The organism is Vibrio zhanjiangensis (genome assembly GCF_030161235.1).
GTDB classification, from domain to species: domain Bacteria; phylum Pseudomonadota; class Gammaproteobacteria; order Enterobacterales; family Vibrionaceae; genus Vibrio; species Vibrio zhanjiangensis.
Genome location: NZ_BSPW01000083.1, coordinates 13,727 through 28,877, shown reverse-complemented (window position 1 = coordinate 28,877; position 15,151 = coordinate 13,727). Strand labels below are relative to the sequence as shown.

10 protein-coding genes and 1 pseudogene are annotated in these 15,151 nt (G+C 41.9%); 2 read left to right on the top strand and 9 right to left on the bottom strand.

From position 1 onward, the window contains the following. Positions 1–219: 219 nt before the first annotated feature. The 5 genes from QQK21_RS18175 to QQK21_RS18155 all read right to left on the bottom strand — a co-directional run bounded on the left by QQK21_RS18175 (position 220) and on the right by QQK21_RS18155 (position 6,522). Positions 220–453, bottom strand: coding sequence for a DUF2789 domain-containing protein (locus QQK21_RS18175; protein WP_284193630.1), 234 nt, complete (start codon positions 451–453; stop codon positions 220–222). A gap of 117 nt (positions 454–570) precedes the next feature. Beyond that, positions 571–2,811 carry a lipase gene (locus QQK21_RS18170; RefSeq protein WP_284193592.1) on the bottom strand — a complete coding sequence of 747 codons (2,241 nt, stop codon included), beginning with the start codon at positions 2,809–2,811 and terminating at the stop codon, positions 571–573. 10 nt (positions 2,812–2,821) lie between these two features. Continuing rightward, positions 2,822–4,069, bottom strand: coding sequence for an outer membrane protein transport protein (locus QQK21_RS18165; protein ID WP_284193591.1), 1,248 nt, complete (start codon positions 4,067–4,069; stop codon positions 2,822–2,824). Positions 4,070–4,699: 630 nt separating this feature from the next. After that, a complete protein-coding gene (locus QQK21_RS18160; protein WP_284193590.1) occupies positions 4,700–5,308 on the bottom strand; it encodes a DUF2913 family protein in 609 nt (202 codons plus the stop codon). 167 nt (positions 5,309–5,475) lie between these two features. Then, the gene (locus QQK21_RS18155) at positions 5,476–6,522 is read right to left on the bottom strand and encodes an FUSC family protein (protein WP_284193589.1); all 1,047 of its coding nucleotides are present in this window, start codon (positions 6,520–6,522) and stop codon (positions 5,476–5,478) included. 470 nt (positions 6,523–6,992) lie between these two features. Between QQK21_RS18155 and QQK21_RS18150 the strand changes: the two genes are divergently transcribed. Next, positions 6,993–7,223, top strand: a complete 231-nt coding sequence (locus QQK21_RS18150; RefSeq protein WP_284193588.1) for a hypothetical protein — start codon at positions 6,993–6,995, stop codon at positions 7,221–7,223. A 126-nt stretch (positions 7,224–7,349) separates the two neighbouring features. On the opposite strand, the pseudogene QQK21_RS18145 reads toward QQK21_RS18150, so the two are convergent. Next, positions 7,350–7,457, bottom strand: a pseudogene (locus tag QQK21_RS18145) (copper-resistant cuproprotein CopI); the annotation flags it as partial. A 381-nt stretch (positions 7,458–7,838) separates the two neighbouring features. Here QQK21_RS18145 and QQK21_RS18140 point away from each other — a divergent pair. Then, positions 7,839–9,821, top strand: a complete 1,983-nt coding sequence (locus tag QQK21_RS18140) for a hypothetical protein (protein ID WP_284193587.1) — start codon at positions 7,839–7,841, stop codon at positions 9,819–9,821. A gap of 134 nt (positions 9,822–9,955) precedes the next feature. Here QQK21_RS18140 and copI read toward each other — a convergent pair whose 3' ends face one another. The 3 genes from copI to QQK21_RS18125 form a co-directional block, all read right to left on the bottom strand. Continuing rightward, a complete protein-coding gene (gene copI, locus QQK21_RS18135; protein WP_284193586.1) occupies positions 9,956–10,450 on the bottom strand; it encodes a copper-resistant cuproprotein CopI in 495 nt (164 codons plus the stop codon). A gap of 71 nt (positions 10,451–10,521) precedes the next feature. Next, a complete protein-coding gene (locus QQK21_RS18130; protein WP_284193585.1) occupies positions 10,522–13,665 on the bottom strand; it encodes an efflux RND transporter permease subunit in 3,144 nt (1,047 codons plus the stop codon). Beyond that, positions 13,662–15,140, bottom strand: a complete 1,479-nt coding sequence (locus QQK21_RS18125; RefSeq protein WP_284193584.1) for an efflux RND transporter periplasmic adaptor subunit — start codon at positions 15,138–15,140, stop codon at positions 13,662–13,664. Before QQK21_RS18125 ends, QQK21_RS18130 begins: the two co-directional genes overlap by 4 nt. Positions 15,141–15,151 lie beyond the last annotated feature (11 nt).

Below are 15,151 nucleotides of genomic sequence, written 5' to 3'. Positions count from 1 at the left end.
AGTCAAATAGGATTTTTTTCTTAGATAAGTAAAAAAACACGGATCTGAGTCTGATTTTCCTCTATCAAATCACGCTCGCTATCTAAGATTGGTGGTTTATAGATACTGAGACATAAAAGAAGACTGAAAGACAAAAATATTCCGACACAAAGCTTATCACACCATGTGATAAGCCCCAAAAACGAATACGCGATTGTCAAATAGCTTATAGACTTACTCTTAACCTCTTAATAGAGCGTCTAATTGATCAACAAGCTCAGCCCAGTCGGCATCTTCATCTATGGCCTGTCTCAGAAACGCCGCCTGGGAAGGAGACCAAAAAAAAGCTTCGTGAAGTGCAGTGCCCACCACCAAGCCGCTGTGTGTTTTCACAAACTCACGTATGTTGTCATCTGAGCTCTCGAGTCCAAGCTGCATAAACAAATCGGGCATCGAGTGCTGGTGCATTTCCATATCCGCCTCACTCAATTGTGTCGTTAAAAAATAAGGCGACAATTTCGCCGCCTTAATTTAATTATAGCTCAATTGATTAGTTTTAATTTTGCATTTAAATTAATAACTTAAACTTGACTAATCTATAACTGGTAACGATTCAAGGGTTGCAAAGCTTGGATCAACAACTAAGGTTTCATTTTCTTTAAGAGATAGAAAGTCTACTACCAAATTTCGAATAGCGAAGGTGTTTGCAGTTTTTTGAACTTGAGCCATCATATCATCTGAATCTTCAAAATTAGGTACAAATAACGACGCATGATCTCCTTCTTTAAAAGAAGCGAATTGTCTTACAACATTCGTATCACCTTGCTCAAAGCCTTTTCGTAAGCCTTCTGTACCTACAAAATGAGCCGTCGGAACCAGCGGAGTCTTATCAAGAGCAAAGCCATGGTTTGGTACGGTATCATCATTCTCTACTTGTAACAGCAGCGTAGGTAAATCTGTTGGGTAAAGGCCTGCACTCACTACAGAATGAGGGTCCACGGTATCCATGAGAGTTTGAGCAACTATTTTGAACTGAGCAAACTTAGTTTCGAATTCTTGTGAATCAACAGGGAGACCCAACTTTGCCGCAAATGATTTTTTGATAACATCTCCAAATTTACCTGATATGGACAAGAGCTCAGCAATGTGGCCTCCTGACTTCGCAAATGCAGCAGACTTGAAGCCATATTGCGGCAGTTCGGTGGCGCTCCCTATTGCAACGGCCGTGTTGCCCAAGATTCCTCCCAGAGAATGACCAAGAAAATTTATGTTAGTTTTGTCCAACGCAGTAACATCAGCTGGAACCCCCAAATCAGGGTCATACACTTCAAGCTCTACCTTATCATTTTGAATATTGATATATTTACCTTCCAGAGCTAATCGCAATCCTAAGATATCCAGAACACTCTGCCTTAGGTTATCTCTAGCTACAGGTAACGCTGCTAAATTTAAGTAATAAAGTGGGTTTTCTTTATCGGTCACAATTAATTGATTATTACCCAAAGTTAGCGCTCGGGCTCCGTGAAGGGGATGATCAATAGCAATTACAGCCAACTTATTTTCGGTTAAATTGGCTGCAAAGGCATAGACATCTTCTTTAACAGAAGTAATACCATGCTGGTAAATAACTATTCCATTGACCTGAGTATCTTTTGGCGTAAATAGTGTAAATTCCACATCCTTGAGTGATTTAATCACTGGAATAGGCGAATAACGGCTAACAAACGAAGATCCTGGCAACGCAGGTTCGAAAGGTGTGACCGCAAAAGCACTACCAGATTCTAGAAAATAAGGTAGTGCCACCTTCCCTTTAGTAACCCTAACCAAATCCAAGTCTTTACCTGACGCTGTGTATAAATCCTTCAGTCCATTCTTAAACTTCTCACCGTCACTCCCTGCGACACTAAATACTTTTTCATCATCCAATGCGGCCGTAAATGACCGAGTTTTCACCTCTCCCCCTTCTTTTTTGTCCAGTGTCAAAGAGTAAATTGATGAAAGATCTAGGTTGCTAGGGTTTGCATTTTCTAACTTAAATGCCCCTTTATCCTCAATTTTTAGCTTTAACAGCTCTTTCGCGGTTTTAGTCACCACATCGCCAACTGACCCAGTAGTAAACCAAGCAGAATAAACGATAGTTTTGGGATCAATCCCGCCAGCCTGAGCAATAGCCTCTTGAGCTTTTAGTAATTTTTGTATACCAGCGAGTACACCGTCTGTATAAGGATGCGACTTTAACCCTGCATATGAGCCAGACATACCAATAGGCTCATCTTTAACATCTTTTATTTGATTGGTTAGCACCAATACATATTCACTGCTTGGCTCAAAGGGCTTAGTTGGCACTACAACAAGTTTGTCGCCCTTTCCAAATACTTGAAATTCATCATTTGCTAGCTTTTGTGGGCGTTCATGAAATACGGCGTTATTAGTGAGAGGTTTGGTAACTTTAAATAAGCTTACCCCTTCTGTAATCTCTGAATCATCACCAAAGCCTCTACCATCCATGGAGATGTATATTGGCATAGAGGTAGAAAAACCATCAGCGTAACCAAGTGCGAATTTAGGATCGCTAATATCACTATTGGCTCGTTCTTGATCAGACAGAACCTTTAACATACCTGTTTGACCATCCAGTAATAGATTGTTGTTCAAAGGCACATATTTATTGCCGCCACCAAGATACATTCTGACGGTGGTACTGCGAGATAAAGATTCACCGATGTACGATTCTGGTTCTGTACCAGAGCTACCTTTACCGTCTCCGCAACCTACAAGAAGTGAAGCAGAGCATAATAACGTTAGGCGAAATATATTCTTAAGACTTGTCATTCCTTAGACCTTAATTAAATGCATAATTGATTTGTATAGAGGAAATAAAGGCGCGGCCCTGTGACTCAAACGTGCGCTCTTGACCTAAACCATTGGTTTCTTTAAACGAACCGTCATCACTTAACACCAACGCAAAGCCTGCATCAAAGGATAAGGCTGGGCTCCATTGGTAGGTGAAACCTGTGCTGTACCAATGACGGTCACTGTCTGGGATGCTCAATGTCGCTTTACCAGCTTGCTCATCAAAGGCGTAACCTGCTCTTAAGGTCCACTCTTTGTTGAGTTGGTATGTCGCGCCGAGTGATAAACGGTCATTATCGTTATAGTCTTCTGCTTTATAGAAACATTGACCTTGGATACCGTTATAGGTACATTTGGGGCTAGTGGCTTCAAGCTTGGTAAAGGTGCTCCAATCCGTGCGCTGCCAGCTGTAATGCACAGCCCACTGAGGGCTCAACTGGTGAAAACCAGACAGTTCAAACATAGCTGGTAGCTCAATTTCAAGGCGACCAGTCACCGTAGGCTCTGAGGCAATCCCTGAGCTGTAAGAACTAAATTTACCCTCATCAAAATCTAAGTTCACCGCAGAACGATAAGCGAATGAAAAGCGGTTATCCTCATCCAGTTCATATAAGCTGCCGATATTCCAACCATAGCCAAACGTTTCTCCCGTCATGCCAATTAATTTATCGTTAGCATTACCACCATAGTACGTTGTGGTTTCACCTTTATAGCGGGTTAATTCAGCTTCGGCATAAACCAAATTGACACCAACGCCAAAGCTCCAAGATTCATTTAAGCGATAGGCAACATTAGGGTTTAAATTCACTGAACGCAGCGAGGTATTACCCGCCATATCACCCGCCGATATATTGGTTGGGTAGTCAGTTGCAACACCATAATTGGTAAATAAGCCAAGGCCCCAAGCCCAGTTTTGATTGATAGGCGCTATATAATAACTGGCGGGCACAATCTGAAAAGGTGCGATGTCATTGGATTGCTCATTATTGCTGACATCTTTAACATCAATTTCTGGATCGATAAACGAGACGGCGCCTGAAAAGGCTGCTTGCTCAAATCGCATCATAGCTGCCGGATTACGCGCCAATACACTCGCGTTATCGGCAATGGCACCCTCACCTGAGAATGCTCTACCTAGACCTGATGCGGAATGCTCCGCTACTTGAAAGCCTGCCGAGTGAACTTGGCTGGCGAGTAGGATGGACACTGCTAACAAAGAGCACTGCTGTGTGTTCATTCTTGCCTCTTTTTATTGATTAAGGTTTAGTCACAAGATATTGATGAGCTTTATGCTCATTCACATATGGGTTTACTATCAAAAATGGCAGATTCAGAAGAGTATGCTCCCAAAGCATATATTTATAAAACTCACTATTCGCTTGGGGGTGTTGCAGATCTCTACAGATGCCAATTAAATTGATGCCAACAATTTGTTAAGGACATGGTATTAGATATGAAAATAAAAGTTAAGTGGTCTGAGCAGATGAGGATTTTTATTTTTTGGTTCAAAAAACGAACACAAATGACAGTAAATTACATTAAAGCCAATAATAAGATAAAAACTTGAGATATGAAGAAATGCTGGCGTGAACGCATTAAGACAAAATTCAGTGCCACGAGTAAATAAAACAAATGGCAGCTCAAGGCTGCCATTTTACTAAGCGAGAATAGAGAGCCAGTAAGGAGACAAGACTGGCTTTCATTCCCAAGCGCAAACATGGGTTTGCTGTAATCCCCATGTTAATATGATAAGCATAGACCTAATTATCATTTTTATCAGACATTGGCCGATTTGCCTTTACACGATAGGGCTTGCTTCTCCCTCGTAAAAGGTGCAAATGGTTATCGTCAGAAGTTAAAGTCACTATTATTTTAGGGACAAACAAATGCGTATGAAGTCATCATCTTCATATTCGACTTTGTGTTCGAAAATTGAGGAAGTATATATAATACGCAAAATTGCATGCTTTTCACCTCGAGAACCACGAAACAACATCGAGATGTCTTGGACTAAACGATTGCGAGAGTCAAAATGCGCATTAAGATCAGGCGATAACACACAGAGCAGACAACTTTTGGGGTTAAAGGCTAAGTCCACGCTTTCTGGACTTGATACTAGTGCCGTCGTACTCACTTCTTTCTCGAGCATATTGATCAACAGAAGAAAACTGTCCAAATGTGGAAGTTCATCACCATTAAGCGGTGATAACAAATTACCCAACATTGACTCCATATCTAAACGTTGCGAACGCGCATGCGTCACAAGAGAACGGATTTTTTTCTTAAACGGTTTATATTTCTTACTATTTCCTGCTCTATTCAGCCATGCAGAAAGAATATCGTTCACCTCAAGTCGGGACTTGCGTGCGAGTATTTTAGCACTATGGTTCGTTCTTAAATGAAGTAAAGCATGTATCGCTAGTTCAGACAATAAAGGCTCAAATTCAGGTTTAATGTTGGTGTGGATGCTGCGCATGGTGTCTGAAGGTGTTTACGCTTCTGAAGCCTCGTTAGTTTGGATCATTTATAAGGAGCGATATGCTACCGAAAAGCAGTGGCCATGTACAGTTTCAAAAAAAGGTAAGTATCACAGCTTTACTCAACTTCAGCATTTTTTAATTCAATAGCCTTTATTTTCAATATCTAATAATTGGAGTGATAACAAATCTTTTGCAAAAGATTCGATAATTGACTTATCTGCTGACTTAATTGATGATTTAGCCATACATAACTGCACTGATTTAGATGGCTTAAATCAAAATCCTCATAATAATCGAGAAAATCAAAGCTGGTATATTGGCTAACATCACCCTCTGCAATTTCTAAACTCAGAATGTTCATCGCATCAAAAAGTTGGCGGCCAAGTTCTAGCATATTTGGAATTGAATGTGACCACTTATCTGTCAGCAAACTCTCGACTAATCCAAGTAATCGATGTTCAAGCGTTAATATCTCTGAAACAGTATCCGTTTGTTGCCTCGATTCACTTTTGACATGGGCTAAAATAGCATGTTGCTGTGCTAGATTTTGGCTCAATAAGTCTATGTTGAGATCCACTTTTTCATGTTTATCTTGGGAGTCAAATAAATGCAATAGATAATAATCGGCAACCAGTTGAAGAAATTCTGAGATCATCAATTGAAAGTGACTTAAAGCGCGTTCAGGAAAGACAAATCGGCTACAAAACCAAATTATTGAAGTTCCCAAAATAACATTAAATACTCTCCATTCTGTCACAGATAAATCCCCTAACTGAACATCAGAGACTATCGCCAATGTGACTGCAGCTAAAATTGCTGCATAGGAGTAACGGCTCCAAAAGAAATATGATGCTATTCCAAGTAATAGCAAAAGCAATATACCATGAGTTATCGTCTTTTCTACCGGAATTAAGTGAAGAAATACACCAGCGAAAGCACCAACCAATGTACCAATTAATCGTTGGCTTGCCTTAGAAAGTGTTGTTCGAAAGTATGATGCAGGTCCCATCACCACGACAATGGTGACTATTGTCCAGCTAGAATGCGGAATATCGAATAAACGAGTGATGCAGATGGCAATAAGGCAAGCAAATGTTGTCCTAAGAGCATGCATTCCATTGCGAAATTCAATACCCATACCACTGAAGATGACTAATAAGCTTCGCCGTATTCTTGGACTATCAGTTCTGGTATTGCGTAGCTCATTCATATTACAGCTCTGCATTGCCCATCGGTTCATGGCAGAAAAAAGATAACCGAGCACAAACATACCTAACAACAAGGTTTACATTAGCTTTAAAGAAGGTAAATTGAGTCATTTTACGACTTACGAAATGATCAAGAGAGAATGATGTAGGCACATTATAGAATGCTCTGCCCTAATGAGAATTGACTTAGGTCATTGATGTCGCTGTCATGATTATTTATCTCACTCACACCAATAATAATTCACAAAACACCATCAAACCATAAACATGAGATATAGATCACAAAGCAAAGCATTAAAGAATCTAATTAAAATTTATTAATCTGCTGTTTTTGATGTGGTTTTTATTCTTTGTGCTAAAAAAATCCGTACGGAAGATTAAAAAACACGCTTATTCTTGCGCTCACCCCTTGCCTTGCTGGTTATTTTTTGTACAATCCTATCAATAACAAGACTGAGGTTAAGGAAGTACTATGAGTCTATTCAACCTAAATCCTTTTTCTTTCACTAGAGCACAAAAGAGTGAATCGGTGGATCAAGAAACCTTTTCGGCTGAGGTCGAAACAAGTGTAGAAAATAACAGTTCTGAAACACTGTATGCTTATACGGAACATAGCGCAGCTCTCGAGGAAACGCGCCCAACGCCCGAAAGACCAGAGTTTGTAAAGCACTTTACCGCTCTAAGGCGATCAGATTTTTATTAACCATCGCTGTTAAGATAGTTGTCGAGCCACCTAAGTGGCTCGCACACTAACGCTTTCGTATCTAAGGTTGAGCAACTTTCTGCCCGTAACTTAAATCTCTAACTTACACTGGCTAGATGAAATAACCTACAAGGTCACCTTTTTAACCATTCCCGCTTCTGCATGACCTGGTATATTGCAGGCAAACTCAACGTTATTGTCTCCATGGAAATGCCACAATAACTGCTTAGCTTTTATGGACCACTTTGTCTAGATGCGGCTAAATGAAATTTACCTCCTGTAAACAATAGCACCGAAAACTGACACAAAGACATTAAATAAATCTTGGCTTTTATCAAATAACAACTTGAGTGAATATATCTATAAAAATAGTAAATATATATCATAAAGTGTCAGTTGAATGACATTAAATGATGTTTTTATTTAAAATTTTATCAATATTCATCACTATAAATTATAAAACAGAAAATTGACAGTAAAACCATAATTTAAATAAGGACAAGTATTAATATGAATATTGAACCTCATCAAGTAACAATTTAAGGGAATGTATGTCTTAAATTAATGTTATGTGGGGTTTTTATTTTTAATAATCTAATGGATGAGTTTTAAACAATGAAAGACATGAAACCAACCTTTAAGCCAACATTGCTCGCATGCGCACTGTGGGGCATATCTTCTCTTTCTTTCGCATCAGTCGATAACTTAACGGTGGCTGGTTTTCCCGATTATGTTTCCCACGGCACGGTAACGGATAACCAGACGGATGTTGCTGTTGGCACTCAAGTTGACTCGGTTTTTAAATATGCTGGGTTTGGAGGTAATGGCGACCCATGCCAAATATTGGGTTACGACGAACTGCCCTTGCACGATACCATAATTAATGCCCAAAATATTTCCAACGTGTCTGGAAAAGAGGTGTTGCCGGTTATGGTCATTTATACCGCCAATGGTAGCGGCGGGATGGGCTATATCGGAGCGAGCGGTCAATGCGAAGACGGCTCGGGAACTTTACAGGATCTACAAAACGATGAAGCACTGTATAAACATTATGCCACCTTCATTACTCAAGCCGTAGCTGCACAAGACTATAGTGATGGTCAATCGACACCAATGTCATTTATTCTTAACCCAGATTTCTTAGGAGAATTTCAAAAATATTGGGATCAAGATTCTCTCAAAAAAGACGGTAGCGTTCATGTCAATACACAATTGACGCAAGCAATCGACTATATTCGAGCTACCTATCCAGACGTTACTATCCCCTCACAACCTGAATTTGAAGATAATATTATCGGTTATATCGCATCCATTAACTTTATTATGGAAGCCTTCGCACCAAATATCAGCTATGGTTGGCAAATGAATATTTGGGCAGGTGACTCTGCATTGTGGCTACAAGCTGATAATGATCTTTCTCAAGAGAAAGCCGATATTGTTAATGATTTTTTGAAAGAGCTTAAAGTTTATAATGGTGAATACAAACCCGACTATATTGTCTTTGATAAATGGGAGAGAGATGGGTTTGATCAGGTACAAACCATTGATTTGTTGCATGCTGCCAATGCTACCAACTGGGATAGATACCTCAAGTATGTTGAATATATCAGCAGTGATGCACAAGTACCTGCAATGCTATGGCAAATATCAGCAGGCCATATGCCGACCAAAGATGAGGGCAGTCGTCTAATAAATGAAGACCAACAATCCTCATCAGGTCCCTATTTTATGGGGGACTCCCGTATTGGAACTGATATTTCCGTTATTGATTCATCACTACTTAATAAACCAATGGACGCCAGTTATTACTATGGTAACTCATCCAACGTCGAGCAGTTTCTCAGTGCCGATATACATGATTGGTCAGAGCCGATGATCAACACCCTCCCTAGCCATAATATTTTTGCAATTTTATGGGGTGGCGGCTCAACGACCTCTGTTTCACCGATCTCCACCAACTCTGGCGATGGTGACTGGATGGCAGACAAGATTGAACAATATAGCCACGATCCCGTGAAATTGGATGGCACTGGTGGCGGTGATGGCGGTGATGGCGGTGATGGCGGTGATGGCGGTGATGGCGGTGATGGCGGTGATAATCTTCCCCCAGAAGTAAGCCTGTCAACATCACAAGATTCAGTTGACGAGAAAGATGAAGTCACTGTCAATTCTGAAGTTAATGATCCTGATGGTGATAACAGCAAAGTTGTTTACCATTGGAGTGTATCGGAGGGCGTTGAATTCGAAGAGATCAACAATGGGCATTCTATCCGTTTCATTGCTCCTGATGTTGATGAGGATACCAATTTAACAGTCACTCTTGAAGTGACCGATTCTGAAGGAGAAAATAATCGCGATTCGATTGTTATAAACGTACACGACCTAGACAGTGGTAATGGTGGAGGTAACGGTGATGTCGATTACGTTTATCCAGATGGACTGGAGAACTATACCGAAGGAACCGTAGTTGATTTTGGTACAGAAGGTATTTGGCAATGCTACGGAGCTTGGTCAGCAAATTGCTCCAACTCTGCTTTCGCACCAGGCGTGGCTGCCGATCCTGGTTGGGTAAATCAACAGTGGAAAAAGCTAGACTAATGCTCTAGCTAAATCAGCGCTATAGCACAATCGGCTGTAGCGCCTTTAACCAAGTGCCATTTCACTTTTGTAGCAAGCACCAAAGAGCGAGCAAGTAACTTAAACCTCTACCGTGTCTCGCTAGATGAAATAACCTACAAGGTCACCTTTTTAACCATTCCTGCTTCTGCATGACCTGGTATATTGCAGGCAAACTCAACGTTATTGTCTCCATGGAAATGCCACAATAACTGCTTAGCTTCACCTGGCTTGACCGTAACAGCACTGCCTGAATCATGCATATGTTGTGGCATAGATTTCATCATTTCACGATGTTCTAACTGCTCTTTTGCTGAGCCAATAGTGAACTCGTGGTCAATTTTTCCAACATTCATCACCACAAACTGGACCACATCATTAGGCTCTATATTGACCTCTTGTTTAAATTGTATCGTCATATCATCATTGAGTAGAACTTGGACAACTTTATCAGGCTGTGATCCTTTTGCTGGCATGCCAACTTGTGACATCCCATCCATATTCATCATGGAGTGATCCATTTTGTTTTGGTTCATATTTGAATGCTCCATATTGGCCAGTGCCGAAGTCGTACTCACAGAGAGAAGTATTGCAATCAGTGTCTTGTTCATCATTTTTTCCTTACTAGATTGGGGGTTAAGTCAGAGGGAGAACCTAAGGCCTCTCCCAGTTTATATTGACCTTATTGCTTTGGATTTTTTTGTAATTGGCGAATTTCGTGCAATTTCCATAGTTTGAAGATTGCCGGAATGACCAAGAGAGTGAGGAGCAGTGCAGAGGCCATACCTCCTACCATAGGTGCCGCAATACGCTGCATGACCTCTGAACCGGTACCTTGTCCGAACATAATCGGAATCAAACCAATGATCACGGTAAGTACTGTCATCATCACCGGACGAACTCTAAGCCCAGCCCCCTCTCGTATCGCACCGACTAAATCTGATTCTTGAATACTTACATTTTGCGAAGCCGCATCAAGCTTGGTGTAATGCCATGCTTGATTTAAATAAACCAACATGATCACACCAATCTCCACTGCCACGCCAGCTAAAGCAATAAAGCCCACGCCAACGGCAATAGAGAAGTTGTAATTGAGCAAATACATCAACCAAAGTCCTCCTACCATAGCAAGAGGCAAAGTCAACATAATCACAGCAACTTCACCAACCCTGCGGAAGCTGAAATACAGCAGTAGCATGATGATGGCGACAGTAATAGGAATCACAACACCCAAACGGTCTTTTGCTCTTTGCATATATTCATATTGCCCTGACCAAGATAATGAATATCCAGCTGGTAGGCTAAGTTTCTGCGAGACCACCTGCTTCGCTTCTTTGACATAAGAGCCTAAGTCTCTTCCATCAATATCAACAAACACCCACCCATTAGGCCTAGCATTTTCTGTTTTTATCATCGGAGGACCATCTTCATATCGCACATCGGCAACATCGGCTAAAGCAATACGGGCACCATTGGTTGTGACGAGAGGTAGGTTTTTCAGCATTACCACAGAATCACGATAGCTCTGTGGATAACGAACATTGATAGGATAACGCTCAAGTCCTTCAATCGTTTCACCGACATTTAGGCCTCCAACTGCAGTAGAAATCACCTGCTGAACGTCTTTGATACTCAAACCATAACGCGCCGCGGCCTTTCGATTGATATCAATCGTGACATAACGACCACCCGCTACACGTTCCGCGTAAACCGATGCTGTGCCATCTATGCCATTTAAAATGGGCTCTAACTGAGAACCAATTTGCTCGATTTGTTTGAGTTCAGGGCCAGAGATCTTTATTCCTATCGGTGTTTTAATACCGGTTGCCAACATATCAATTCGAGTTTTGATGGGCATGACCCAAGCATTGGTTAGCCCCGGGAATTGAACCAAATCATCAAACTCTTTACGGAGCATTTCAGTGGTCAACCCCTCCCGCCATTGATCTCTTGGTTTAAGTTGGATAACGGTTTCTATCATGGTCAAAGGCGCTGGATCGGTAGCGGTTTCCGCTCGGCCTACTTTGCCCCACGCTGTTTCAACTTCAGGCACAGTCATAATGAGTTTATTGGTTTGCTGGAGCAGTTCTCTTGCTTTACCAATCGATATACCAGGATAAGTCGTTGGCATGTACATGAGATCGCCTTCATCCAACGGCGGAATAAACTCACTACCAAGCCGAGTTGTTGGATAATAAGCAGAGCCCATCAGCACAATAGCCAAAGCTAGTATGGATTTAGGGTACTTCAAGCTAAAATTCAATAATGGCTTATATAAGTTAACTAGCCCTTTGTTGATTGGGTTTTTGTGCTCAGGAAGCACTTTTCCTCGTATCAAATATCCCATCAGCACGGGAACAAGCGTAATCGCAAGACCTGCCGATGCGGCCATCGCATAAGTTTTAGTAAATGCTAAAGGGGAGAACATCTTGCCCTCTTGCCCTTCTAGCGCAAAGACCGGCACAAAGCTCAAGGTAATAATAAGAAGTGAGAAAAACAGAGGCGGCCCCACTTCTTGAGCTGCATCACCTATTACTTGCCAACGATTTTTGTCTGTTAACGGTGTTCTCTCGATATGCTTATGCACATTTTCAATCATAACAATAGCACCATCAACCATAGCGCCAATCGCGATTGCAATGCCCCCAAGAGACATGATGTTTGCGTTCAGTCCTTGCCAATGCATAATAATGAAAGCACAGAGAATACCGACAGGAAGACTAAAAGCGATAACCAGAGAAGAGCGAATATGGAACAAGAACAAAGCGCATACAATCGCAACGACGATAAATTCCTCTGCAAGCTTATCCCACAAGTTATCAACCGCTGCATTAATCAAGCTCGAACGATCATAAGTCGTCACTATTTCCACCCCCTCTGGAAGGCTGCTTTGCAGATGAGATAACTTCTCTTTTACTTCCTCAATCACCTTGCTGGCATTCTCACCAAAACGCATTACGATTACACCGCCAACAGCTTCTCCTTGACCATTGAGCTCAGAGATCCCTCGCCTCATTTGAGGACCAAGATTAATATCCGCGATATCACCAAGTAACAGTGGTGTCCCTTTTTTAGTCACCTTTAGTGGTAGCGCTTTTATATCTTCAATTCCAGATAGATAGCCAGTAGTACGGACCATATGTTCCGCTTCTGCTACCTCAACAACAGATGCTCCAGATTCCTGGTTGCCCTCTTGGATCGCCTTATTCACTTGTTGCAAAGTAAGATCATACGCTCTCAGTTTTGCTGGATCGATTTGTACTTGATACTGTTTCACCATGCCTCCAACCGTAGCAACTTCAGAGACACCATCCAGTGTTTGCAGTTCATACTTCAAAAACCAATCTTGCAAACTGCGCAATTGGGCTAAATCCATCTGACCTGTTTTATCTTGCAAAACATAGCTGTATATCCAACCAACACCTGTCGCATCTGGGCCTAGTGTTGGCTTGGCACTCGGCGGAAGTTTGGACGAAACCTGACTCAAGTACTCTAATACTCGAGATCTTGCCCAATACATATCTGTATCGTCATTAAAAATGATATAGACATATGAATCGCCGAAGAAAGAATATCCCCTTACCGTCTCAGCTCCAGGAACCGCAAGCATAGCGGTAGTCAAAGGATAGGTAACCTGATCTTCGACCACCTGAGGCGCTTGCCCCGGATAGCTGGTTTTGATGATGACCTGAACATCGGATAAATCTGGAATGGCATCTACGGGGGTATTTTTGACGCTATAGATACCTGCCGCAATCAAAGTCAATGTCGCAATAAGTACTAAAAGCCGATTGCTTATCGACCAACGAATGATGGTATTGATCATTGTTTACCCTCACTCATTTTTAGCTGCTTCAAGACAAAGTCACTGCCGTTCTTCTCAATTAAAAAATCAACCGTTTGTCCTTCTTCAAACCCAGCTAGCATGTCTTTTTCTGCTACGGAGAAACTCCTTTCTCCAGCTTGCCAACGCCAAGAGGACACCGGCTGATGAGACACAGTAATCATGCCAAAATCAGCCATAAGCATGGTAATATTGCCGCTGACCCATACTTCTTTGGCCCAAACCGTATCATCTAACCCGTTGATACGTGAAAGGTCTGCAGACTGACTCGATTCAGAGTCGAGCATAAAGTGTGCGGATGTAACGACCCGCTCTCCTCGCTTTAGCCCTTGCAATACTTCCACTTTATCTGATGCTTCACGGCCAACTTTAATTTGAACAGACCGATATTTGCCACCGCCTTGCGCAAGAACAACTCTCGCCATTCCTCCCGAATAAATAACAGAAGCACGTGGTATCGTAAGCACCTTGTCGCTAGTAACTGGCTTTAAGGTAACGTTAGCAAACATGTTAGGTTTTAGATCCCCATTAGGGTTAGGGAAACGCAAGCGAACACGTAGAGTACGAGTGCTAGGATCTAAAATAGGATAGACATAGTCGACTTCTCCTTTCCATTCACCTCTGGGAAGGGCATCTAAAGTCATAACCGCCTCACTACCCTGCTCAATCCAATGCGATTGACGCTCAAAAACCTCTGCATCAACCCAAACATCATCAAGGGGGCCAGCGCTGATCACAGCTTGAGCTGGAGACAAATACCCTCCTTCTCGGATGTTAAGGCTGGCAATAATGCCATCCGAGGGCGCCTTGATTTCTATGCTTTGAAAAGCTCTACCTCGGTTTGCTATTTGCTTTACTTGCGCTTTATCAACTCCTAGAGTAATCAGTCTCTCTGTCGCCGCTTCTATCATGCCTTTTCGTTTAGTTTGATAAGCATTGATCAGCTCTTCTTGCGCCTTCACCAGTTCAGGAGAATATAGGGTAAACAAGACTTCTCCCCGCTTAACTTTTTCACCAACGGCATTGATGTAGAGTTTTTCAACCCAACCGGAAACCCGCACATTCGTTTGCCAAAGCAGGCTCTCATCAAAAGCAATATAGCCAACGGTTTCTATTCTAGGCGCTAACACTTCATACTCAGCAGCGGCCGTTTTCACTCCAAGGTTATTCTCAACAGCAGGATCGATCTTCACGGTTCCCGGCTTATCATTGTCGCGATTTAGGTCATCAGCATAGACTGGGATAAGATCCATCCCCATGGGTGACTTGCCCGGTTTATCTCTTTGATAATTGGGGTCCATAGGCGCTACCCAATACAATGGATCGTTCGTTGCACTGGAATCTCCATCTTTTGTTTCAGACATAGGCTGGTTTATTCCACTCACAACACTGTTAATACCAAAACCCAAAACACCGCCAATCAGCAAAGCGAAGCAAGCAATTCTATATGTACTCATTTTTAATCCTT